The sequence below is a fragment of the Gracilibacillus massiliensis genome (genome assembly GCF_001458115.1).
GTDB classification, from domain to species: Bacteria; Bacillota; Bacilli; order Bacillales; family Amphibacillaceae; genus Gracilibacillus; species Gracilibacillus massiliensis.
Window position 1 is genome coordinate 200,874 of record NZ_CZRP01000012.1, and the last position, 24,722, is coordinate 225,595.

A 24,722-nucleotide genomic window follows, 5' to 3' on the forward strand; every position below is an offset into this window, starting at 1 on the left:
GCTTTGCAAGAAGTCTTTACATTTAATATTCATGAAGCGATAGCTTTTGATAGGGAACAGCAAATTAAAGAAATGCTAGGAATCGGTTTAGAACCAGTTATTTCAATGGAGGAGATCGGAAATACGTTATCGATCAGGGGAGTAATGGAGCTTAAAGGGGAATATATCAAAAATAACGAACCATCTGATGATACAGAGCAAAGGCAAACAGAAGCCACATACGTTGAAAGGGTTGAATCCTTATCAGATGAAGTAAACGAATTTTTTCATAAGTTCTTGATTGATGTTTCTATTCCGATGGAGAGAATAGCATCACTAGACGAGGTGTCAATTGAAGTAGAACATTTTGATTATTCTTTGGACATGAGCGATGAGATGGTAATCGAAGCAACATTAGCGGTACATGGTATTCGTGATAACGAAATAGAGGTTGAAGAATTAGACAACACACTTCCATCATTAGAAGAGAATCGATTGGATGAAGAAAAAGAAGATTCAAATGAGTTTCACTTTAATGTGGAAGAACCGGAAGAGATAGAGGAAGAACAAGAAAAGGTTGTTCCGATTCAATCAAAGCGTGAAGAAGTGATAGAAGAAGTTGCTCAACCGGAAGAATTAGTTAGAGAAGCAGAGGAAGAGTTAGAGAGTGAATTAGAGGAAGAAAATGAAGAATTGGAGAAGTCTGAAGAAAAATTAAACGTAAAAGCGAGAGAAGAGCGTTTAAATGAGACCTCTTATTTATTAAATATTTTTGCAGAGGAAGAGACTTCTAGTTATACGCGTCTCAAATTGTATATTGTACAACCTGATGATCAAATACAATCGATTGCAGAACGGTACCAAGTATCCCCCCGTAACATAATGCGAACCAATAATTTAGAAGAAGAAGATGTTAGTGCTGGACAACTGATCTATATTCCAGTAAGTGTGGAAGATTAGCATCAAAAACCCCTTGGTCCCTTAGCCAAGGGGTTTTTTAAATAATTCATATAAAAACTAAACTGCGAAGTAATTGTCGTTGAATTATTGGCAAAAGTATTTTGTTGAATGCTAATCCAGCGCTACGGAAAAACACTCCCTTTCCGGGGGCACGGCTGAAGCTAACTTGGCAAAGAAAACCACTTTACCAAGTGGATCTTCAGCTCGTGCTGTTCCCCCAGGAGTGTCGCATTTTTCCTCCGCTTTGTATAGAACTCTGTTCAAGTATGATGAAATATGCTGTGATATCAACATTCTAGCTGTTTCTAAATTTGCAGAACACTATTGAAGCGTAGTCCATTTACGTAGACTCCAGCGGGAACAGCGTCTTCCGAAGACCCCGCAGGCAGTGATTTTCTGCCGAGGAGGCTGAGGTGACGCCCGCGGAAAGCGAAGTAAATGGACGGAGCTTTTGCTCGCACTCATCAAACATTCAAAATTGTCACTAGTTCGCAGTTTGTGTCTTATAAGAATTATGATTACTAATAGTTTGATTTTATAGTTGGGAGTGGTGATGTGTGGAGTGGTCTAAAGTCTTAACGGCTTATCAGATACAGCCAGAGGAAATTGAACAAATTACGGAACGAGTATATAGAATAAAGGCGAATTCCCAACAATTTGCGCTAAAAAGGTCTAGATTAGAACCTAATGACCTAGGACGTTGGTTAGCAATCCACCAATTTATTCAGCATAGGCAAATTAATGGGTTTGTACCACTATTTCTTACAAATAAAAAACAACCATTTTATCAAGATCAATCAGATATCTATTATCTCATGCCCTGGATCGAACGACGTTACCAGGAACAACCGATAGATGAATATGCAACAGTTATTCATGCAATGGGGCAACTACATGCTTCGACAATGAATCATCACCAGATAACTTCATTAAGACAAAATAAAAGTAATTTAGAACAACAATTTCAGCAGGAACTGTCTAGCTACAGAGAACAAATGTTAACCTATGTCCGTTATTTTGAGGCTAAACGGTTTATGTCGCCAACAGAACTACAAATTTGCATGTATTATCGTGATTTTGAACAATTATTTAATCAGCTAGAACGATGGCAAGAAGTATATTTAGAAGAATTAGAAGAGACAGATCAAATGAAATACACGCTCTGTCATGGCAATTTAATGAATTCACATTATGTCATAACGACTACTAATACGTATTTTTTAAGCTGGGAATCTTCGATAATGACTTCCCCAACTTTCGATTTAGTAACCTATTTTCAACATCTATTTCAATTTCATGACTGTGATCTTGGTAAAATAAAAGAATCTTTCTCCGTTTATTGTCGATATATTGATCTCTCAGATTATGAGAAGTCATTACTTGTATTGCAAATGCTCTCGCCAGCCAATTGGTTACAATCTGTAAGAAAATGTTCGCAACCTGAGAGAAGTAGAAATTTGATGAAAGACTCAATTGAATTAGAAAAACAGTATCGTATATTATTATTTAGCTTTGAATTACAAGAATATATTATGCAAACTCTTAAAAGAGAACAGGTCGAAGAAACGACTTAGACTAAAACCATTCCAATTGAAAGGCAATTAAGATACCAATTAAAATTCCAAGTAATAAAACATCAAATGTAGTAGGTAGAAAAAGTGTTCGAATACACTGGAAAATTACAATAGGTAGAATGCATCGTTCACAAATTAAAATCCATTCACGAGCCCAAGGTGGCAATCGATAACGATAATAACGTCCCAAACAATCACCTCATTCACGATAAATTAAATAGGGTTATATCTTAACCTATGCAACAAAACTGGAATCGTACACAATATTTTTTGTGATTTTTTTTATAAAATATGAAATTTTTGAAGGAATTTTTAGATCGATGACGAATATATATAGAATGGTAACTTAAAATTCCGGAAATGGGTTCTTCATAAATGGAGGTGATCTATGCTTCAGATTACAAATAGGGGTAGTAGTTAGGAAGTCATGAAGTCGTAATTATTCATCAATTATAAAAGTAGACTTGCATGATCAGAAAAAGGCAAACCTATTGAGAAATGGGGACGCAAAGTTACAGGTCCGTATTTACATAGTTTTCGGATGGCTGAGCTGCCTGAAATACAGATTTGTATTTTAGGAGGGGATTACGTTTATGAAAACAAAACAAAACGTGGATTACGAATGGATTTATTTAATGGCAAAGGCAAAAGAAAAAGGCTATTCAGCTGATGAAGTAAGAGCTTATTTGGACAAAAATAAATTAAAAGAGTGTGTAAAATAGCAATATTTTCTAAAACCCTGTATTCGTATAGGGTTTTTTATTTTGCTTAAATGGGTATAAGTTGTTAGACGCTCTTTTTTAGGTTTGATATACTGTACTTGAATATGTAAATTTATACATATAATTGCTTGCAATGACAAAACCTAACCTGGTTTGTCGTTTAAATAACAAGGAAGGGAAGGATTCGATGTCAGGAAGTAAATTGAAAGTTGTTGTGCTTGGTGCTGGTTACGCTGGTATGATGTCCGTGAAAAGATTAACACAACAATTACCAGCAGAAGAAGTAGAAATTACATTAGTTAATAAACATAACTATCATTATCAGACAACATGGCTCCATGAAGTGGCAGCTGGTACCATTGATGTCAACCGTTCTCGGATTATGATTTCAGATGTAATTAATACAAAGCGTGTCCAATTTGTGCATGATACCGTTGTGAAAATTAACAAAGAAGAAAAAACAGTGCAATTGGAAAATGGTGAATTAAGTTACGATTATTTAGTGATTGGTTTAGGTTTTGAAAAAGCAACCTTTGGAATTCCAGGAATGGACAAGCATGCTTTCTCTATTCAAAGCGTGGATAAAAGTCGGATGATTCGCGACCATATCGAATATCAATTTGCTCGTTATCGAAATGAAAAAAATCCAGATCCAAGCATGCTCACGATTATTGTTGGTGGTGCAGGATTTACCGGGATCGAATTTTTAGGTGAATTAGCAGAGAGGATTCCACAACTTTGTAAAAAATATGATATTCCTCGTCAGGATGTCAGAATAATCGATGTTGAAGCAATGGACACTATTCTGCCAGGTTTTGATGATGAATTACTTGCATATGCGAAAGAATCTCTTGAAGCTAGAGGTATCGAATTTAAGCTTGGTACAATGATTAAAGAAGTAAAATCAGATGCAGTTGTGGTCGGGGAGGAACAAGAAGAAATTAAAGCAGGTACCATCGTATGGACCGGTGGAGTACAGGCAAATCGCCTTGTAGGTGAAGCTGGGTTCGAATTAACAAAAGGCAAAGTGAATGTTGATGCAACGTTACGAGCACCAGGTCATGATGAAGTATTTATATTAGGTGATTGCGCTTGGGTAATGAATAATGAAACAGGTAAACCTTACCCACCAACAGCTCAAATCGCCATTCAAGAAGCAGATGTTTGTGCTCATAACGTAAAAACGATGATCTACGGTGGTACATTAAAAGAGTTTCAGTTTGATGATAAAGGTACCGTCGCTTCATTAGGAGGTAGTGATGCCATGGGTACAGTTTTTGATGGAAATAAGATCTATGGTATGCAGGCTAAAGTAATGAAAAATGTAATCGATGATCGATATCTATTTTTATTAGGTGGACCAAAATTAGTATTAAGAAAAGGAAAATTCCGTCCATTTTAATACAAAATATGAGGAGGAAGTGGCATGAAAAATACATTATTTTATACATTTTTAACCGTAGCTGCAACAGTTGCCTACGTATTAGTCTCAAGAAAAATGGAAGATAAACGAGATTTTCGATAAGAAAAAAAGCAGGTACTTCTTAATGTATCTGCTTTTTTAATGGAGAGATACAGGTATTGAAGGCGGCATCGTACTAATTCATTACATAACTGACATACTAAGGATAACAAGATAGGAGGTTCGTTATGTTTCAAATAAAACATTTAAAATATAAAGATATTCTTGATATAAATGAACTGGAACTTGATTCAGCCAGGATTTATTGCCTATTTGGTGAAAGTGGTAGTGGTAAGTCTACCTTACTTAAAATGTTTAATGGTATGTTAACACCTGATGATGGAGAAGTACTTTTTAAAAAAGAAAAAATTACTGCTTTGGATCCTGTCGAGTTGAGAAAAGAAGTGGTTATGTTAGGTCAAGATCCTGTAGTATTCGAAGGAACAGTTCGTGATAATTTCTTGGCAGGATTACGTTTTTCAGGTAAAGAGGAAGCAGCAGATCAGGAATTGAAAACATTACTGAAAGAATTGCATTTAAACAAGGACTTAAATGATGATGCAGGTAATTTATCAGGTGGAGAGCAACAGAGGCTGGCATTTGGTCGTGTATTGTTAATGAACGCAACTGTATATTTAATGGATGAACCAACTTCTGCACTAGATGAAGATACAGAAAAAGCGGTAATGGATTATTTTACCGAAATGATAAAAAGAAAAGGAAAAACAGTGATCATGGTGACCCATTCAAAAGAAATTGCTGAAAGATACAGCGATCGAATCATTTATATGGATGAGATTTTATCAAAGGCGGGTGGCTATCATGAATGAAATGTTAGAAATTACAATTTGGCAGCTTGTATCAGCATACATTTTTATTGTTATTCTGTTAGCGATTGTACGTTGGCGAAAAATTCCGAGAGAAAAAGAAATTGTGATTGCAACATTAAGGATGACGATACAACTTGTGCTAGTCGGCTACGTGTTAATGTACATTTTTGAAAATGAAAAAATGATTTATTCCTTAATCGTACTAGTAATAATGGAAACATTTGCAGTTTATAATATATTCAAGAGGACAAAGCAAAGGTTGAGTAAAGACTTAAAGAAAATCATTGCCTTTGCAATGGTATCAGGTACATTATTCGCTTTTATTTATTTTGATTTTGTTGTAGTACAATTCTCACCTTGGTATGACCCACGCTATTTTATACCTATTGCTGGAATGTTGATAGGTAATTCCATGACTGGTATCACATTAGGGGTGAGTGCCCTAGTGGAAGGTTTTACCTCAAGAAAGAAGGAAGTGGAAGCAGCTCTAATGTTAGGAGCTACACCAAATAAAGCGTCACAAGGAATCGTCAATCATGCATTTGATTCCGCTATCTTGCCCACAATCAATAGTATGGTAGGGATGGGTATCGTGTTCTTACCGGGAATGATGACAGGTGTGATTTTATCAGGCGCGGGTCCTCTTGATGCGATAAAATACCAAATAGCGATTATGTTGGGTATTACGGGAAGTGTTTCTTTGTCTGTCATTTTATTTTTATATTTAGGATATAAGACCTTTTTTAATAAATACGCTCAATTAAAGTTATAATTAAACTTGACTTGATCCTTACTATTTAGATAAAATAACATATAATGAATGACAAATTTTAAAATGCGATGATGAGAAGGAGTACTTCACACTGTTCGTTAGAGAGGAAAATCCTGTAGGCTGAAAGATTTTCTCGAAAAAAGATGAAGGAATGTAGTCTCTGATGCAGCTTTGCTGAACAAAAAAGTAGGCAATAGCCGGTGAACCCGTTATCTTTATTTAATCAAGTGTATAAGTAGCGATACTTATAAACAAAGGTGGTACCGCGGAATCAAACCCTTTTCGTCCTTTATACAAGGCCGAAAAGGGTTTTTATATTGCATCACACACAACACCTAAAAAGCAAAAAAACTAAACTGCGAAGTACCAGATTGTAGAGTCTCTTTACGGGAATTCAAGTGCTGTTAACGGGAATTGTCAATCTCTTCACGGGAAATACCTTTCTGTAGACGGGAATTGTTTGCTTCTTCACAGGAATAAACGATAATTCCCGTGAAGAGCAGTATAATTCCCGTCTACAGCAGAACTTTTCCCGCGAAGAGAAGACTAATTCCCGCGAAGAAGATCAGAAGTAACTTATCCACGTTAAACAAACTTACAAAAGTATCAATACTTCGCAGCAATTTATGTTTACTTTTACTTTAGTTGTTAAAAAATTGTTTTATTGGTGATACAAGAAGGAGGAAATATAGATGTCTGAAAATAATGAAGTGAATTTACCACCTAAATATGATCCGACCGCAGTAGAAAAAGGTCGTTATGATTATTGGGTAAACGGAAAGTTTTTTGAAGCAGAACAAAACAAAGATAAGGAACCGTTCACGATCGTAATTCCACCACCGAACGTGACCGGAAAACTTCACATTGGTCATGCATGGGATACTACGTTACAAGATATTGTCACAAGGATCAAAAGAATGCAAGGCTATGATGTGCTTTACCTCCCAGGTATGGATCATGCAGGTATTGCAACCCAAGCAAAAGTAGAAGGAAAACTTCGCGAAGAAGGCATTTCACGATATGATCTAGGTCGCGAAAAGTTCCTCGAAAAAGCATGGGATTGGAAAGAAGAATATGCTGGGTTTATTCGTGAACAGTGGTCGAAACTAGGTTTAGGACTCGATTATTCTCGTGAACGATTTACATTAGACGAGGGTTTGTCAGATGCTGTAAAAGAAGTATTTGTGAAATTATATGAAAAAGGTCTTATTTATCGTGGTGAGTACATCATCAACTGGGATCCGGCAACTAAGACAGCTTTATCGGATATCGAAGTTATATACAAAGATGTTCAAGGTCATTTCTATCACATGAAATATCCATTAGCTGACGGGTCAGGGCACATTGAAGTAGCAACAACTCGACCAGAGACAATGCTAGGAGATACGGCTGTGGCAGTTCATCCTGAGGACGATCGCTACAAAAATTTAATTGGTAAAAAAGTAAAACTACCAATCGTTGGTCGTGAAATAGAAATCGTTGCAGATGATTACGTAGATATGGAGTTTGGTTCAGGTGCTGTTAAAATTACACCAGCACATGACCCAAATGATTTTGAAATTGGTAACCGTCATAACTTAGAACGGGTACTGGTGATGAATGAAGATGGTACAATGAACGACAATGCTGGTAAATATAAAGATATGGACCGTTTTGATTGTCGTAAGCAAATTGTTAAAGATCTTCAAAGTGAAGGCATTCTTTTCAAAATAGAAGATCACATGCATTCTGTTGGTCATTCGGAGCGAAGTGGAGCAGTAGTCGAACCATATTTATCGACACAATGGTTTGTTGATATGCAGCCATTAGCAGATGCAGCTGTAGAATTACAGCAAGGGGATGATAATGAAAAAGTTCATTTTGTTCCTGATCGTTTCGAAAAAACATATTTACGCTGGATGGAAAATATTCGTGATTGGTGTATCTCTCGTCAACTGTGGTGGGGGCACCGAATCCCAGCTTGGTACCATAAAGAAACAGGCGAAATGTATGTAGGAAAAGAGGCACCAAAAGACATCGAAAATTGGGAACAAGATCAGGATGTTCTTGATACATGGTTTTCCTCCGCATTATGGCCATTTTCAACCTTAAATTGGCCAAATACAGAAGATGAAGATTTTAAACATTTCTTCCCGACCAATGTATTAGTAACAGGCTATGATATCATCTTCTTCTGGGTAGCTCGTATGATTTTTCAATCGAAACAATTTAATGATGAACGTCCATTTAAAGATGTATTGATTCATGGTTTAGTACGTGATGCAGAAGGACGTAAAATGAGTAAATCACTTGGGAATGGTGTAGATCCAATGGAAGTAATTGAGAAGTATGGTGCTGACTCTTTACGTTATTTCTTATCCACTGGGTCTAGTCCAGGTCAAGATTTACGTTTCCAGTGGGAAAAAGTAGAATCAACTTGGAATTTCGTCAATAAAATTTGGAACGCATCCCGTTTTGCCCTTATGAACATGGATGGTTTAAAATATGAAGAAATTGATTTAACGGGTAAAAAATCAGTAGCAGATCAGTGGATTTTAACTCGCATGAATGAGACGATTGAACAAGTAACCCGTCATGTCGATAAATATGACTTTGGTGAAGCGGGTCGTTACTTATACAATTTTATTTGGGATGACTTCTGTGATTGGTATATTGAAATGGCTAAATTACCACTATATGGAGAAGATGAGGATGCTAAATTAACAACTCGGTCTATATTGGCATATGTATTAGATAATATTATGCGAATGCTTCATCCATTTATGCCGTTTGTCACCGAAGAGATTTGGCAGCAGCTACCACACAAAGGTGACTCTATCGTTAGAGCATCATGGCCAACTGTTAATGACAAATTATCCGATAACGAAGCATCAGAAGTGATGAAGCAACTTGTTGCGATTATTCGATCTGTACGTAACATTCGCGCTGAAGTAGACACACCTACGTCTAAAGAAATTCCAATTATGGTGCTAGCAAGTAATGAAGAAGTAAAAATACAACTGGAAGAAAATCGTGTTTATATAGATCGTTTCTGTAATCCAAATCAATTAACGATTGATACGAGTTTTAATGTACCTGATAAAGCAATGTCAGCAGTAGTAACCGGGGCAGAGATCTTTTTACCACTCGAGGGCTTAATTGATGTAGAGAAAGAATTAACTCGTTTACAGGGTGAATTAGCTAAGCTTAATAAAGAAGTTGAACGTGTGGATAAAAAACTTTCTAATCAAGGTTTTATAAGTAAAGCACCGGCAAATGTAGTAGATGCTGAGAAAGAAAAACAAAAAGACTATATGGACAAACGTGAGAAAGTCCAAGCACGAATAAATGAATTACAAAATTAAAAATAACTAGACTGTACAGAGGAGTCCCCGTTTTCATACATTGAGAAACGGGGATTAGCTCTTTAAAGCGTTTTTTAATGAAGGATGGGTGAAAGATGTTACGATCAGAAGCAGAATTAAATAAGTTTATGGAAGACAGACGCCAATTAGGAATTAAACCTGGCTTAGAGCGACTTGATTATTTATTACAAAGAGTAGGTCATCCACAGAAGTCAATCCCCACTATCCATATTGCTGGTACAAATGGTAAAGGTTCAACTCTTGCATATTTAAAAGAAATCTTAATTGAAAGTGATTATCGAGTTGGTACCTTCCAATCACCAGGTTTGCCAACTGTCTTTAATCATATGGCAATTAACAATCACTCGATTACTCTAGAAGAATTTTTAGCTATATTAAATGAAGTTTTGCCGATTATTGAAGAGATGGATGACCTTGGCTTCTCCCCATCTGAATATGAAATTTTAATGGTAATTACACTTGTATATTTTAAGGATAGTATTGATGTCGCTATCATAGAAGCAGCTATGGGTGGAAGAGAAGATGTGACTAATCGTGTAGATCCATTAGTAACGATTATTACTACGATCGGCATGGATCACTTCAAATTTCTGGGTAATTCGTTAGAACAAATCGCCTCCCACAAGGCGGGAATCATAAAAGAGCAAGTGCCAGTTATTATAGGTGATTTAGATGCTATTTCCATCAAAGTCGTAAAAGATGAAGCAAATCGACGAAACGCACCTATCTTCTGCTATAATACTGATTTCTGGTCTACCATTCATGCATCACAGACTTTTACATGGCATAGTCAAGATCAAGCGTATCAGGTTAAATTATCCATGCTAGGAGATCACCAGATTCACAATGCTATGTTAGCGATTCAAGCTATTGAATTATTAAAAAAGAAAGGGTTTCAAATTACAGAAAAAGCTATTAAAACAGGATTATGGAGCACAAAGGTACCTAATCGAATTGAAATGATTTCTAAGCATCCGAAGGTAATTATCGACGGCGCTCATAACGTACAAAGTGTTACGAAATTAATAGATACTTTAAAGAATGAAAAAGTCGCAGGGGAAATAAAAGTGCTGTTTAGCGCTTTTCGAGATAAAGAAATTAGCGAAATGTTGGGAATTATATCAAAATTAACAGATCAAATTACAGTCACAACCTTTCCACACCAACGAGCATTAACCTCGGAATTAATAAACGATCATATTAATTATAAAAAAAATCCATTACAAGCTATTAATGAGATTCTTTCTAATTGTGAATCAAAAGACATGGTTATTATTACCGGATCACTCCATTTTGTCGATTATATAAAAGCAAATATTAGTGGTTCGTTATAAGAATGTATTGTTCATTGAAAATGAAACGAGTATAATAAAAAATAATATATCATAGGAAAAGAGGGAGATAATTGATTAAAAAAGATCATTTCACAAACAATAGTGGCTTTACATTAATTGAAATTTTAGCTTCTGTTGTCATCCTTTCACTTATCTCCTTTGGTTTTTTAGCCCTATTTACACATGCATCTAAGTCAAATATTTTATCTGAAAATATATTAGATGGTAATTATATTGCACAGACAGAGATAGAAGATATCTATCAATATAGTACAGAAACGACAATAACCGAAACGATTTCAAATATGGAAAGTAACGCATATCATTTAACAAACAGTGGTGACGATTTCTACCAATTACGACAAAAAAACGATGACTATTCAGTAGATATTCATTTTTTACATAATGATCAACAACCGTCACTTTGGAGAGTGACCGTTACTGTGACAGATGAACGAGGTAGTAGCTCTTTATTAGCAAAAATAGAATCGGTTTATCAATGGCAATAGAGGAAAAGGGTGAGTTGGATGCTTCGCAATCAAAAAGGTATGACACTTGTAGAACTTTTAACGGCGATCACACTACTTAGTCTCATTATTGTCTTAGTAGGATCGATTCATCTATATGCTCAAAAACAGTTTGTGAATCAGTCAGAACAAGTTGAACAACAATCAGATGTAAGAAATGCCTTATCTTCTATGTCCAGAGCTATTCGTACAACACCAAGTGACAAAATATCGGTCCAAGGTAATGTTTTACATATAGACATGGATCAATATTACTATTCATCCAATCTGTTGATGAAAAACGATACCGTCATAGCAGACGATATTGCGTCATTTCGTGTAACAATAGTGGATGACCAAGTAGTAATAGATATGACAAGTGATCAAGCGTCACTGCAAGAACAAACAACCATACAGACGAAATTTTCCTTGAGAAAGTAGGTGAATGGTTTGCAGAATCATAATTATCGTGATTATTACATGAATCAAAAGGGTATTGCATTAGTGATGGTGATGATGGTACTAGTCATTTTATCCTTACTTGGCATCACCATCTTAACTGTTTCTGCTGGCCATTTATCGCAAACGACGAAAGACCGTACGTTTCAATCCAGTTACTATATTGCTGAAGCAGGTACTAACATCACAGCAATGGAAATACAAACAGCGGTTGAATCGCTGTATCGTACCGCTAATAATGAGGCGACCTTTTTTCAACAGTTGGAAGAAGAGATAATAAAAGAAGACTATGTAATCGACAATGTTTTTTCAGAGCAATATCAAGCAACCCCAAAAGCAATTGTTTCCGTGTACAAAACGTCTGACGCTAATCCAAGGTCCTATCGTATTGAATCAATAGGCTCGGTCAATAATAGTAACCGAACTGTTACAACTAACCTTTTTGTGAAGTGGCAACAAGGAACCTCTATAAATCTTCCAGATAATCTGGTTGCATATACTGGATTATTTAGTTCAACGAATTGTAATGTGCCACAAGCGAGATTTGTTGGAGGTGCCTTATTAGAAGGGAATTATGGTACAGCATGTGTTGCACCAGGGGCCGTTGAGATTAGTGGCGGGGCAACTTTAGATGGAGATGCATTATACATACCGTTAGCGGGTGATGAAGCAATACTTAATAAAGCAGCAAACTACGATAAAGAGATACCTCCTTTTGTGAAAAAAGATGATCTACTAGATGCCGATGCTATTCAAAAGATATTTGACAATTATCCTTCGATACCTACTTATACAGTTCCTGAGGATGAAACTGTTGGTGATCAGTATAATTCTCACCCTGTCGTGGATAACGGAAACGTAAACATTACTAATTATCAAGCAAACGGTTATACATTGCAGCTAGATCGTAACAGATCATTTCGTGATATCACACTTACTGGTAATCGTGATTTGTATATTGATACCAATGGAGAGGACCGAGAAATCACTGTAGAAAATTTAAATATGAATAATGGACATATTCATCTAATTGGCGATGGTTCGTTATCGATTTATATTAATGGTGCTATCACGTTTGGTTCTGGTAGTACGATTAATCGAGATGGAAGTGTAAATAAATTAGATTTATTTCTTGCTGGAAACAATAAGCAATTTTCATTAGCTGGTTCACAAAAAGTAAATGGACATCTATTTGCTGAAGATGCCGATGTCACGTTGACTGCTAGTGGTGGGTTTGATGGTTCTATTATTTCAGGTGGTAACCGAGTAGAATTGAGTGGTGGAACTTATAATGAAACATTTATACTTGCTCCATTTGCCGATTTATATGGAACAGCTGGAGCAAAGCTAAATGGCACTGTCATTTCAGATACGCTGAATTTATCAGGTGGTACGTACTTTAGTTTTCAAGAGATAAGTACAGATGACCTTCCAATTTCAGATGGATCTTCTAATAATGAAATACCAAATGATGCCTTTTTAAAAGAACAAACATTAGAAAAGAACAAATAGAAAGAAGGTGTTACTGTGGCCATTCCATTCAAAAAGCAAAAATTAGGTGATTTACTAAAAAAAGCGAACGTCATTACCGAACAAGAAATTCTATACGTCTTAGATAATAAGAAAGCAGGGCAAAAATTAGGGGACGCTTTACTCGAACAAAGTTATATTACAGAACAACAGTTATTAAATGTATTAGAAGAACAACTGGGAATAACTTCTGTTTCATTGTATCGATATCCAATCCAAGAATATGTGTTAGATTTCGTTTCAAAGGATTTTGCGCGTGATCATATATTAATTCCAATTCACCAGGAAGAAAATCAATTAACGATTGCAATGAACGATCCCATGGATTATTACGCAATTGATGATTTAGAGTTGGCGACAGGCTTTAAGGTAAAACCTGTTATCGCATCAAGAGACGATATTTTACAAGCGATTAATAAATACTATGACCAAAATGATGCTCCTGGAGATCCGAATCTAACCGTAGAAGAAGATGCACCTGCGATCCGGATCCTCGATCAAATTTTGCAAACGGGTGTTACTCTGAAAGCAAGTGATATCCACATTGATCCTAATGAACATCAAATAAATATTCGATACCGGGTTGATGGTGTGCTTAGAACAGAAAAAACGTTAAAAAAGTCATTGCAAAACGCTGTTACTGCTAGAACAAAAATACTAGCAAATTTAAATATTACAGAGTCCAGATTACCACAGGATGGCAGGGTTCGAACATTAATAGATGAGCGTCCGATCGATTTACGTGTATCGATTCTACCAACGGTATTCGGAGAAAAAATTGTTATCCGAATTCTCGATCTTTCCAATGCTTTTAAACATTTATCAGAACTAGACTTTTTATCGAATAACCAGAAAAACTATCAGAATGTATTAAAAAAACCATCAGGTCTTATTCTATTGACAGGACCAACAGGATCTGGAAAAACGACTACATTATACGCATCCATCAACGAATTAAACAAAGATGATGTTAATATTATTACTGTTGAAGATCCAGTCGAATACCAGATTGATGGTGTCAATCAAGTGCAAGTAAATAGTGCGGTTGGTTTAACATTTGCCACAGGTTTACGATCTATTTTAAGACAAGATCCAAATATTATTATGGTCGGAGAGATTCGAGATAAAGAAACGGCTGAAATTGCAATTCGGTCTGCTCTTACAGGACACTTAGTTTTTAGTACCTTACATACAAACAGTTCAATTGCAGCAATTCCACGTTTGTTTGATATGGATATTGAACCCTATTTAGTAGTGTCGTCTTTGGCAGCAATTATGGCTCAACGTCTCGTGAAAGTTATTTGTCCCGATTGTAAAACCAAAAGACCTGTAACAGCCATGGAAAAAGAGATATTCCGTAAACGCCGGATTCAAATAGAAAATGTTACGGAAGGAAAAGGTTGTAATACTTGTCGTGGTACAGGATACAAAGGTCGTATGGCGATTCATGAATTATTAGTGATTGATGACAAGATCCGTCAATTGATGATGAACCAACAAACGATGACAACCATTAAAGATCATGCTAGGGATAACGGCATGCTGTTTTTACTGGATGATGGTCTGGAAAAGGTTAAAAAAGGAAAAACAACACTTGAGGAAGTATTAAGAGTGGTTGCAGAAGATTAGATTAGGGAGGTAGCTATGACATTATTAGAAGAACTTTTGATTGGTGCTCATGAACGTCATGCATCTGATTTACATGTAACGGTTGGTTCTAAACCGATATATCGAATAAATGGAATGCTTCAAAGTTACCATGACTTTATTATGAAGCCTGAAGATACAGAAACAATTGCAAGAGAGATATTAACAGAAGAATTATGGGATAAATTTCATCATGATAAAGAAATCGATCTATCGTATAGTATTAGTGGTGTATCACGCTTTAGGGTGAATGTCTACTTTCAACGAGGCTGTATTTCTATTGCTTTTAGAACAATTCCTAGAGAAGTGCCGACGATTGATAGTTTAGAGTTACCAACTTCTCTGAAAAAGTTAGTCGAAAAAGAGAATGGGTTGATACTGGTAACTGGTCCAACCGGAAGTGGCAAGACCAGCACATTAGCTGCGTTAGTTAATCACATGAATCAATCGATGAAACGACATATTATAACGCTCGAGGATCCGATTGAATATTTACATTCTCATAATCAGTCTATTATTGATCAGAGGGAAATAGGCTTTGATGCTAAAAATTTCAAAAGTGGTTTAAGAGCGTGTTTACGACAAGATCCTGATGTTATTTTAGTAGGGGAAATGCGTGACTTAGAGACGATTTCGATTGCAATAACAGCTGCTGAGACAGGTCATTTAGTGCTAGGTACCTTACATACAACGGATGTTACCTCGTCGGTAAATAGAATGATAGATGTATTTCCACCTACCCAAAAACAACAGATTCGTATTCAATTAGCTAGTGTTCTTCAAGCAGTTATTTCACAAAGACTATTTCCAACGGTGGATAATAAAAGACGTATAGCGGCTACTGAAGTATTGATTAATAATTCAGCGATTCAAAACTTAATTCGCAATGAAAAAATGCACCAAATCCCCAATATTGTTCAAACTTCACGTGAGGGTGGCATGCATAGTTTTGAACAGGACATAAAACGCTTAGTATCACAAGGTTTATTATCAAGGGATGTTGTAAAATCGTATATTTCACAAGTGGATTTTCATTAAAAATTGAGGTGTTTGTATGCTGTACTATCGATATAAAGGCCGTAGTCTGCAAGGGAAGTTAAAAAAAGGTAAACTTAAGGCAGAAACAGAAATGGAAGCAGTTCGTCATTTAGAACAACAAGGTGTTACAGTTTTTGAAATAAAGGCATTAGATTCTTTTCTTTATAAAGATATCGCGATTGGTAAACCTATTAAACTTCGTGATTTTGTAATTTTCCTAAGGCAATTTTCAACTTTGATCGAAGCAGGTATACCTATTAATGAATCGGTTGACATTTTGGCGAAACAAACATCTAATAAAGCATTTGCGTTTGTTTTGGATAAAATAAAAGAAAATCTTCAAGAGGGGCAGAGTTTGTCTGATGCAATGCGAGAACATCGTAAGTATTTTCCTGAATTGTTAACACGTATGGTTCATGCTGGAGAAATAAGCGGTAATTTGGATGAGATACTAGATAATATGGCAAATTATTACGAAAAGCAGTATGCCTTAAAACAAAAAATTAAAACGGCCTTAGCCTATCCACTAATGGTAAGTGTTTTTGCAATTATGATTACAATATTTTTACTAGTTTATATTGTTCCAATTTTCACCGATCTGTTTGCCTCCTTTGGAGAGACATTGCCTATTTATACCGTGTTTATTTTAAAGCTGAGTACATTTATTCAGAATACTTGGTGGTTACTGTTAGCATTTATTCTTTTCTTAGTACTTGTAGCTAGCTTTTTAGTTAAATCTGAGAAAACTGCATACAAAATCGATGCTTTTAAATTACGAATACCGATAATTGGCTCTTTTATTCAGAAATCACAGTTAACGAGAATGACTCAAACATTGAGCACCTTATTAAACAGTTCGGTACCGATACTTCAATCTGTAAAAATTACCGAAAATATTGTCGATAATCGATTAATCGCTCAAGTACTCAACCTGAGTCGTGATGCTTTAGAAAGAGGACAGTCAATGGCAGAAGCGATGAAACCACATTCGGTTATTCCTCCGATGGTGGTTCAAATGATCGCGGTAGGAGAACGAACAGGATCGTTAGATAAAATGCTTCATAAAATAGCAGATTTTTATGAAAAAGATTTAGATGAAGCTTCGGATAAATTAAAGGCTCTAATCGAACCATTATTGATTATAATACTAGCGATAGTAGTAGGTGCAATTGTACTGGCAATAGTTATACCTATGTTTACAATATTTGAATTATTATAAATTACTAAAGTCACAATAATATAGTGTGTTATGTCAAATATTATAGTATAATAGTCTCTAGTTGTATGAGTTTGTTGTTTAAAAGACACCAATAGAAATTAACGTAATTAAAACAATAAATACGAAAGGAAGATCAATTATGAGAAAGATTTGGAGAGAATTAAAAAAAGAAAAAGGTTTTACATTGGTTGAACTGTTAGCTGTTATCGTTATTTTAGGTATCATCGTGGCGATTGCTATTCCTGCAATTGGTAATATTATAGAAAGAGCAGAAACAGGAGCGGAAGAAGCAGAAGCAGAATTAGTGGAAAATGCTGCAAGGTTAGCCCACGTTGCAGCACAAGCAGATACTGAAGGTACTAACGAAGCGTCTTGGGTATTTGATGGTGGTGATGAAAGTACGCCAAACATTACTGTAGAAGAATTAAGAACCAATGATTATTTAGAATCGGATACTTTACCAGATGGTACACTAAATTATACAGATGGCTCATTTGAATTTACTCATAATTAATAAATAAAAAAGATCCCTTTTAGTAAGGGGTCTTTTAAAAAATAGGAGTTAACTGATGATGGATATGTTAATAGCTTTGTTTATATTTGTTTTTGGCTTGATTTTTGGATCCTTTTTTAATGTAGTTGGTTTAAGAATCCCGCAGAATACATTTTTATCCTCATCACGATCTGCTTGTGCCTCATGTCAGCAAACATTGCATTGGTTCGAATTAATACCAGTCTTTTCATTCTTATTACAGCAAGGAAAATGCAGGCATTGTCAGCAAAAAATTTCTCTTCTTTATCCGATAGTGGAGCTAATTACAGGGCTTGGCTTTATGCTTAGTTATCTTATGTTAGGCTTAAGTATTGACTTCATTCTTGCTCTTTTTCTCGTTAGTTTGTTGGCTATTATCATAGTGACAGATTACAGCTATATGCTTATTCCAAATAAAATATTACTGTTTTTTTTACCTGTTTTTGTTTTACTCCGCATCATTCATCCACTTGAACCATGGTGGTCTAGTATAATCGGAAGCGCAATAGGCTTTGGCTTACTAGCCCTTATTATTTTGCTGAGTAAAGGGGGCATGGGTGCTGGAGACATGAAATTATTAGGATTATTAGGTATTGTACTTGGATTTCCTTATATCCTGCTTTGCTTTTTTATTGCTACGTTGTATGGTTTATTGTTAAGTACTATTGTACTATTTAAAAATGGATTTAAGAAAAAAAAAGAAGTACCATTTGGACCTGCAATTATGCTAGGTGCTCTAACTACTTTTTATTTTGGAGAAAACATGGTTCAAGCATATATAAACTTATTTTGGTAGAAGCGACCGTACCTGAAAGAAGGTGACATCTTGTTTGCAAAAAAACACGTGCATTTAGTTATCTATGATCGATACATACGTTATATGGTTTCAAAAAGAAATCGATTAGAAGATGTGATCGATTATGGTGAAATTTTAATAAAAGACGGCTTGATTGAGGATGGAAAACTAGTTGATAAAAATGGTTTCAAATATCAGTTAGAGCGAGTTGTAAAACAAAAAAAGTGGAAAAGGGCTAACGTATCTTTTTGTGTTTCTGATGGTTTTGTGTCCATTAGACACCACCAAGTCCCAGCGGGTTTAAAAGAGGACGAAGTAAAAACTTTTTTATTAAGAGAAGCAGACGATAAGCTACGTCTTCCATTTAAAAATCCCAGAATTGACTTTAAAACGATTAGAAAATCAGAAACTTCTAATGAACTGCTCGTTATCGCTTATCCTAGAGACTTACTGGAACAGTTTATTAAAATCATGGAAGCTATTTCCTTACATCCGGTTGTTGCCGATGTTTCTTCACTATCAATTTGGCGAATGTACGAGCATTTTGAGTCAGACATTAATCCAGAGCAAGACACCTTAGTAGTGCAATGGGGGAAAGAAAACCTAGTATTAGCAGCATTCGAAAAGGGCTTATTAGTGTTTTCCAGGAATGTTACTGCTCCGACGGAAAACCGAATGTGGTCATGGAGTTTTGAGGTCGAAGAATTACAATGGAGCGGTTCGGATCAGGATTTGCAAGAATTAATTGATTCAAATCTATTGACGATAGAAAGATTTATTGATTTTTACAGATATTCCGTCCGAAATGGGGAAAAGGGTATTGAAAAAACGGTTGTGGCAGGAGATTTCCCATTTCAAGATAAAGCTATTCAATTATTAAAAGAACAAACCGATATGGAAGTGAAAGATGTAAAAGACTATTTTCCAGATTTTCTTCCTGCTAAATATAGCGATCTTGCTGGTCTTGTTATTAGAGGTAATTCAAAATAATTAGGGTGATCACATGCAAATAAACTTTATTGAACATAAACCAATTAATCTAGTCCCTTACTTTATCGTGTTAGTAGCCGCTATAGCGTTTATTATTGTGGCATGGTTTGTTACCGTTCCGTATTTAACCACGAATCGTGAAATAGTTACTATGGAACAACAAATAGAAACAAATAGTAAAGCTCAAGTAAATTCTTTACAAATTAAAAAAATAGCAGAACAGGCTCAACAGCACCAAAGCGCAACTGCAGACATAGAAGAACGTATATCTAATCAAATAGAGTTAATTGATCAATTAAGAGGACTCCTCCCAAGTAATAGTGGTGTGCAAAATTTGCATTATGTAAGAGATCAATTGTTGGAAGTAACCATTGTAACAGAAAGATTTGCTGATGTAGCTTCTTATAATGAGGCATTGCTATTTGAAGCGTATATAATAGATGTTCACCTAGATTATATAGAACGACAGGACGAAAATGATTATCAAGCGACGTACCGGATAATATTTGATGAAGAGAAATGGAAAGAGGTGGAGCAGGATGGTATTTAAATGGAATCGCTCCACATTATTTTGGTTTGTCTTTATTCTCGTATGTATAGTTGGATTCTATTTCATAGCAAAATTATATGTGTTAGACCCTCTTGAAGAAGAAAATGGTAATCTTAAAAAGGAACTGGATATGCAAATCAACTATATTGAGAAGAGCCAATCGTGGCAACAAACAATTTCAACCATTTCTGAAGAATCCTTAAATGCATTACCTATTGAGAAAAACAATGAAAGTATGATTAGGTTAATTGACAGGGCAAAGAAAGAAAGTGGTATAAATATAGACAGAGTATTAGTGGAAGAACAACCGCCAAATGAAGAAAGTGGTGTGTTTGAGCAGCTATCCTACCAATTAGAAGGTACTGCACCAACTTATGATCACTTTCAACAATTTGTTACAAACATAGAAGCGGATAAACGATTAATAGAATCTCATGAAATAAAAATAGATATGCTCAAAGATGAAAAAGAAGTAAAGTTTCTACTTCATTTTGATGCCTTCTATACTCCTGGTTTGGACTTATTACATTCGAATGTTACTAGTGACAGCATGCCATGACGGTGTGCTTTTTTTTGAAATGAAATAAAACCTTACTTTATAACAGCTGAATTGAGCGTATAATAGCCTTTGATTGTTAGTGAAACTTTATGTCTTTTTTTGATGAAAGCTTTTTTAGTAGAGATGACAAAAGTCGTCTTACATTTCAGATTAGATATGATAGGGTGATAGAAAAGGATTTGAAACGAGGGATTTTTCGTGAATAATAAAAAGCAAATATCGATCCAACTGAATCAACCATCGTCTGAAAAAGAAAAAGCTAATGCGACAAGTTTGGAAGAATATATTAGAGAAAACCACCATCCTGTAATGGATGAGGATCAAACATTTAAACGTAATTATACCCCGGGTTCGGATCCATTTTATTCTCCGAAAAAACAAACGTTTTGGACTAGATATAAATCATTGATTTTGTCAGCTTTAACAGCCATCTTAATCGGTTCTTTCTTAGGTTTTTTGATGTTAAAAATCTTCGTTGATATGGATCCAGAAGAGGTGGCATTTGATTCGAATTCTACAAATAATCAAGCGGTAACAGCGTCATCTGAAGGAGAAGATGAAGAGAGTAAGCCGGCCAATTCTGATACAGAAAGTTATCAAGGTCGTGCGTTTAATTTTTTTGTAACTCAGGCAGGAGTCTTTTCTACAGAAGGTGGAGCAGAAGAACTAGTTCAAGAGTTAAGTGCCGATGGAATTAAAGGGATGGTATGGCATCGTGATGGTAGCTTTCATGTATTTGTGGGTCTTCACTCAACACATGAAGGATCGAAACAATTTGCGAGTACGAATTTCTCAACTGAAAACGAGTTCTATGCAGGTAAAGAATGGCAAACAAACTCAAATGAAATAAATGTTTCAGAACAAGAGATAGAATGGCTACAAACTATAGAGATAAAGATAGAAGAACAACTTTCAAATACTACAGAATTAGTTGAAGAGGGAAAGTGGTTGGATGCTATACCTGAAGAGCTAACAGATTCGTCAAAAGCAATGGTAAATGATATCGAGGTTTTAAAAGACTTAGAAGACGAGCAAGCGATTCAAGTTCAACTATTATCAATATTATCTAAATATGAAAATTTATAATCGTGTAACCGTTCGTAATACCAATCTAGAATATGCAAAGAAATCAAGAAAGGAACACTAATAAATATTTTTATGCATAAAAGAAGGAAAGTTGTGCAATTAGATATGTAGTAATTTTGAAATGATATATGTGCGTATTAACCGCTTCGGCTTGGCCACTCCCCTTTCCATGGGGTTTTTTCTTCAGCTAACTTTTCCAAGCAAAAACCGCATGGAAAAGTGGATCTTCAGGAAAAACGAGTCCCATAGGAGTTGGAGTGGCCGCCTACGCTCAATGAGATTCAACAATTTTTGCAAATGCGCTAAGATTGGTATTTATTTCTACAAAAAATTACCACAAAAGATAGTGATTTAAAGCAAAAATGCATCCTCTTGCTTTAGTTGTAGAGCTTAGAAAAGCGCAGGCGTCCGCTTCTACTCCCGCGGAAAGGGAAGCGGACAAGCCGGAGTGGTTGTTTCGCAGTTATATAATCTCATAATTACCTTAAGGATACGTCGCACTTACCTTCGTTTGTACTTCTAGATTAATAGCAAATTTCGTTTTGAGTGAAGAATGATAGTTATTCGGTAGACGATTGAAGTCTCACTTTATAATTTCGTATTATTATGAATTATACATATGAAAGTATATGTTTTTTCTCATGTTAAAAAAAGATAATGTGCCATTTATTATGTTAGATAATCTATATTTCGTGGTTTGCCGAAGATAGGCCTACTCATTACAATGAAATAGTATAATTGAAGGAGGCTGAAAAAGTTGGATGTTGCCACGATCAAAATGAAAGATGTTCCAAAAGAAGACCGACCAAGAGAGAGGTTATTGGAGTATGGCCCAAGCTCTCTCTCTAATCAAGAATTATTAGCTATACTTTTAGGATCAGGGACACCGCGGGAAAATGTTCATCAATTAGCTGAAAAAGTACTACGTCACTTTGAAGGATTGCGCATGCTAAGAGAGGTAACAATTGAAGAATTGACTGAAATAAAGGGAATCGGTCAGGCCAAAGGTGTAAATATATTGGCAGCAGTTGAATTTGGAAAAAGAATTCAACAATATAAGGAAAAAGAAAAATACGTCATCAGAAGCCCCGAAGATGGAGCAGAATATGTAATGGAAGAGCTGTGCAGTTTAAAACAAGAACATTTTGTCGTTCTTTTTTTGAATACCAAGAATCAGGTGTTACACCGCCAAACCATTTTCATAGGCAGCTTAAATGCCTCCATTGTCCACCCTCGTGAAGTATTTCGCGAAGCCGTTAGAAGGTCAGCAGCCTCGATAATATGTGCCCATAATCACCCTAGCGGAGACCCCTCCCCATCCCAAGAAGACATCCATGTCACAAAGCGTTTGTTAGAAAGTGGTAAAATGATTGGAATTGAACTACTGGATCATTTGATTATAGGAGATCATAAATTTATCTCATTAAAAGAAAAAGGGTACTTATAGCCCTATCTATTTTTTACAAAGTTAAGTATAATAGAAGCAACAAGCTTTAATAGCGCCATATACAAGATTGCTTGTATAGTGGCGCTTATTATTGTACGTTAGGAAAGCATAACATTTTAGCAATGAAGTAGTTCGAGGAAGGGTAATTTTTGAATGTACAAAGTATAATAAAAACTTCGGCACTTGCTAAAAGACGAGGCGAATGCCGAGTTTTTCTAATGAATACATATAAAATTCTTGATAGAAACAAAATAAAAGCATAAAATACGGTAGTAACTATTTGTATAATTATGGGTGAGAGGAAGAAAAAGATTGGGATTATTTAGTTTTTCGCAAGATTTAGGAATTGATTTAGGTACAGCAAACACGTTGGTATTTATTAAAGGAAAAGGAGTTGTTGTACGTGAACCTTCCGTTGTTGCTATCAATAATTCAACAGGAGCAATCGAAGCAGTAGGTGGCGACGCTAGAAATATGATTGGTCGAACACCAGGAAATATTTCGGTAATTCGTCCAATGAAGGATGGAGTTATAGCAGATTATGATACAACTGCTTCTATGATGAAGTATTATATAAAATTAGCACAAAAGAATCGTTCAAGTTTTGCTAAAAAACCAAATGTAATGGTATGTGTTCCATCTGGAATTACAATGGTAGAAGAAAGAGCAGTGATAGATGCGACCAAAGCTGCTGGAGCGAAAGATGCTTTTCCAATAGCTGAACCTTTTGCAGCAGCGATTGGAGCAGGATTACCTGTTTGGGAACCAACAGGAAGCATGATTGTTGATATTGGAGGAGGAACAACCGAAGTAGCAGTTATTTCACTTGGCGGGATTGTTACGAGTGAGTCTATTCGTACTGCCGGTGATGATATGGATGAGGCAATCATTCAATATGTGAAAAGAACCTATAACTTAATGATTGGTGAACGTTCAGCAGAATCTATCAAAATGGACATAGCTTCAGCAAAGCCTTCTTCAGAAAAAGTGGAAATGGATATCCGCGGGCGTGATTTACTTACAGGACTGCCGAAAACGATCAGTATTTCAGCGTCTGAAGTTGCTTCCGCTTTAAAAGATACTGTAGATTCGATAATAGAAGCTGTCAAAGTTACACTTGAACGTACGCCGCCAGAACTAGCTGCTGACATTATGGATCGAGGTATTGTACTTTCTGGTGGTGGAGCACTTTTAAAAGAATTAGATACAGTAATAAGTGATGCAACAAAAATGCCAGTTTTTGTTGCAGATGAACCTTTAGACAGTGTAGCTATAGGAACAGGACAATCTCTCGAGTATATTGAACATTTCCGGTCCCAACCAAATGTTGGGGTGCAACGCTAATCGGATTAAGAAGGTGTTATC

The 24,722-nt window shown here is 35.7% G+C and carries 23 protein-coding genes, 1 riboswitch and 1 other annotated feature; of the genes, 22 read left to right on the plus strand and 1 reads right to left on the minus strand.

Translation table 11 applies throughout. From position 1 onward, the window contains the following. Positions 1 to 3: 3 nt before the first annotated feature. Together BN3107_RS08595 and BN3107_RS08600 are read left to right on the plus strand one after the other, a co-directional pair. Positions 4 to 939: a LysM peptidoglycan-binding domain-containing protein gene (locus tag BN3107_RS08595; protein WP_058307225.1), complete on the plus strand. Its 936-nt coding sequence runs from the start codon at positions 4 to 6 to the stop codon at positions 937 to 939. A 557-nt stretch (positions 940 to 1,496) separates the two neighbouring features. Further along, positions 1,497 to 2,513, plus strand: coding sequence for a protein kinase family protein (locus BN3107_RS08600; RefSeq protein ID WP_058307226.1), 1,017 nt, complete (start codon positions 1,497 to 1,499; stop codon positions 2,511 to 2,513). Between the two features lies 1 nt (position 2,514). Here the strand turns inward: BN3107_RS08600 and BN3107_RS08605 are convergent, their stop codons facing one another. Further along, on the minus strand, positions 2,515 to 2,703 hold the full coding sequence (locus BN3107_RS08605) for a hypothetical protein (protein ID WP_058307227.1): 189 nt from the start codon (positions 2,701 to 2,703) through the stop codon (positions 2,515 to 2,517). 281 nt (positions 2,704 to 2,984) lie between these two features. Continuing rightward, positions 2,985 to 3,071: riboswitch (cyclic di-GMP riboswitch) on the plus strand. A 35-nt stretch (positions 3,072 to 3,106) separates the two neighbouring features. Here BN3107_RS08605 and BN3107_RS20005 point away from each other — a divergent pair. From BN3107_RS20005 to BN3107_RS08700, 20 genes are all read left to right on the plus strand, one after another. Continuing rightward, positions 3,107 to 3,235 carry an anti-repressor SinI family protein gene (locus BN3107_RS20005; RefSeq protein ID WP_187371013.1) on the plus strand — a complete coding sequence of 43 codons (129 nt, stop codon included), beginning with the start codon at positions 3,107 to 3,109 and terminating at the stop codon, positions 3,233 to 3,235. 187 nt (positions 3,236 to 3,422) lie between these two features. After that, the gene (locus BN3107_RS08610; RefSeq protein ID WP_058307228.1) at positions 3,423 to 4,637 is read left to right on the plus strand and encodes an NAD(P)/FAD-dependent oxidoreductase; all 1,215 of its coding nucleotides are present in this window, start codon (positions 3,423 to 3,425) and stop codon (positions 4,635 to 4,637) included. 248 nt (positions 4,638 to 4,885) lie between these two features. Continuing rightward, positions 4,886 to 5,527: an ABC transporter ATP-binding protein gene (locus BN3107_RS08615; protein WP_058307229.1), complete on the plus strand. Its 642-nt coding sequence runs from the start codon at positions 4,886 to 4,888 to the stop codon at positions 5,525 to 5,527. After that, positions 5,520 to 6,299, plus strand: coding sequence for an ABC transporter permease (locus BN3107_RS08620; protein WP_058307230.1), 780 nt, complete (start codon positions 5,520 to 5,522; stop codon positions 6,297 to 6,299). The genes BN3107_RS08615 and BN3107_RS08620 overlap by 8 nt, the downstream gene beginning before the upstream one ends. Before the next feature lie 59 nt (positions 6,300 to 6,358). After that, positions 6,359 to 6,592 (plus strand) — a binding site (T-box leader). A gap of 399 nt (positions 6,593 to 6,991) precedes the next feature. Beyond that, positions 6,992 to 9,643, plus strand: a complete 2,652-nt coding sequence (locus tag BN3107_RS08625) for a valine--tRNA ligase (protein ID WP_058307231.1) — start codon at positions 6,992 to 6,994, stop codon at positions 9,641 to 9,643. A 95-nt stretch (positions 9,644 to 9,738) separates the two neighbouring features. Continuing rightward, positions 9,739 to 10,998, plus strand: coding sequence for a bifunctional folylpolyglutamate synthase/dihydrofolate synthase (locus tag BN3107_RS08630; RefSeq protein WP_058307232.1), 1,260 nt, complete (start codon positions 9,739 to 9,741; stop codon positions 10,996 to 10,998). Positions 10,999 to 11,069: 71 nt separating this feature from the next. After that, positions 11,070 to 11,507: a type IV pilus modification PilV family protein gene (locus BN3107_RS08635; protein ID WP_058307233.1), complete on the plus strand. Its 438-nt coding sequence runs from the start codon at positions 11,070 to 11,072 to the stop codon at positions 11,505 to 11,507. Between the two features lie 18 nt (positions 11,508 to 11,525). Beyond that, positions 11,526 to 11,945: a PilW family protein gene (locus tag BN3107_RS08640; RefSeq protein ID WP_058307234.1), complete on the plus strand. Its 420-nt coding sequence runs from the start codon at positions 11,526 to 11,528 to the stop codon at positions 11,943 to 11,945. A 9-nt stretch (positions 11,946 to 11,954) separates the two neighbouring features. Continuing rightward, positions 11,955 to 13,475: a pilus assembly PilX N-terminal domain-containing protein gene (locus tag BN3107_RS08645; RefSeq protein WP_058307235.1), complete on the plus strand. Its 1,521-nt coding sequence runs from the start codon at positions 11,955 to 11,957 to the stop codon at positions 13,473 to 13,475. Positions 13,476 to 13,490: 15 nt separating this feature from the next. Beyond that, positions 13,491 to 15,122: a GspE/PulE family protein gene (locus BN3107_RS08650; RefSeq protein WP_058307236.1), complete on the plus strand. Its 1,632-nt coding sequence runs from the start codon at positions 13,491 to 13,493 to the stop codon at positions 15,120 to 15,122. A 15-nt stretch (positions 15,123 to 15,137) separates the two neighbouring features. Next, positions 15,138 to 16,178: a type IV pilus twitching motility protein PilT gene (locus BN3107_RS08655; RefSeq protein WP_058307237.1), complete on the plus strand. Its 1,041-nt coding sequence runs from the start codon at positions 15,138 to 15,140 to the stop codon at positions 16,176 to 16,178. A 16-nt stretch (positions 16,179 to 16,194) separates the two neighbouring features. After that, the gene (locus tag BN3107_RS08660; RefSeq protein ID WP_058307238.1) at positions 16,195 to 17,397 is read left to right on the plus strand and encodes a type II secretion system F family protein; all 1,203 of its coding nucleotides are present in this window, start codon (positions 16,195 to 16,197) and stop codon (positions 17,395 to 17,397) included. 139 nt (positions 17,398 to 17,536) lie between these two features. After that, positions 17,537 to 17,911, plus strand: a complete 375-nt coding sequence (locus tag BN3107_RS19355; RefSeq protein WP_077065083.1) for a prepilin-type N-terminal cleavage/methylation domain-containing protein — start codon at positions 17,537 to 17,539, stop codon at positions 17,909 to 17,911. Positions 17,912 to 17,966: 55 nt separating this feature from the next. Then, positions 17,967 to 18,725, plus strand: a complete 759-nt coding sequence (locus BN3107_RS08670; protein WP_316245027.1) for a prepilin peptidase — start codon at positions 17,967 to 17,969, stop codon at positions 18,723 to 18,725. Between the two features lie 30 nt (positions 18,726 to 18,755). Beyond that, positions 18,756 to 19,715 (plus strand): type IV pilus biogenesis protein PilM, encoded by a 960-nt coding sequence (pilM, locus tag BN3107_RS08675; RefSeq protein ID WP_058307240.1) that lies wholly within the window; start codon positions 18,756 to 18,758, stop codon positions 19,713 to 19,715. A gap of 13 nt (positions 19,716 to 19,728) precedes the next feature. Continuing rightward, positions 19,729 to 20,265 (plus strand): hypothetical protein, encoded by a 537-nt coding sequence (locus tag BN3107_RS08680; protein WP_058307241.1) that lies wholly within the window; start codon positions 19,729 to 19,731, stop codon positions 20,263 to 20,265. Next, positions 20,255 to 20,824 carry a type 4a pilus biogenesis protein PilO gene (gene pilO, locus BN3107_RS08685; protein WP_058307242.1) on the plus strand — a complete coding sequence of 190 codons (570 nt, stop codon included), beginning with the start codon at positions 20,255 to 20,257 and terminating at the stop codon, positions 20,822 to 20,824. Before BN3107_RS08680 ends, pilO begins: the two co-directional genes overlap by 11 nt. A gap of 198 nt (positions 20,825 to 21,022) precedes the next feature. Beyond that, complete coding sequence (locus tag BN3107_RS08690) at positions 21,023 to 21,910, plus strand: SPOR domain-containing protein (protein ID WP_058307243.1); 888 nt, start codon at positions 21,023 to 21,025, stop codon at positions 21,908 to 21,910. Between the two features lie 778 nt (positions 21,911 to 22,688). Beyond that, positions 22,689 to 23,357 carry a RadC family protein gene (radC, locus tag BN3107_RS08695; RefSeq protein WP_058307942.1) on the plus strand — a complete coding sequence of 223 codons (669 nt, stop codon included), beginning with the start codon at positions 22,689 to 22,691 and terminating at the stop codon, positions 23,355 to 23,357. 312 nt (positions 23,358 to 23,669) lie between these two features. Then, positions 23,670 to 24,701 carry a rod shape-determining protein gene (locus BN3107_RS08700; protein WP_058307244.1) on the plus strand — a complete coding sequence of 344 codons (1,032 nt, stop codon included), beginning with the start codon at positions 23,670 to 23,672 and terminating at the stop codon, positions 24,699 to 24,701. Positions 24,702 to 24,722: the final 21 nt, after the last annotated feature.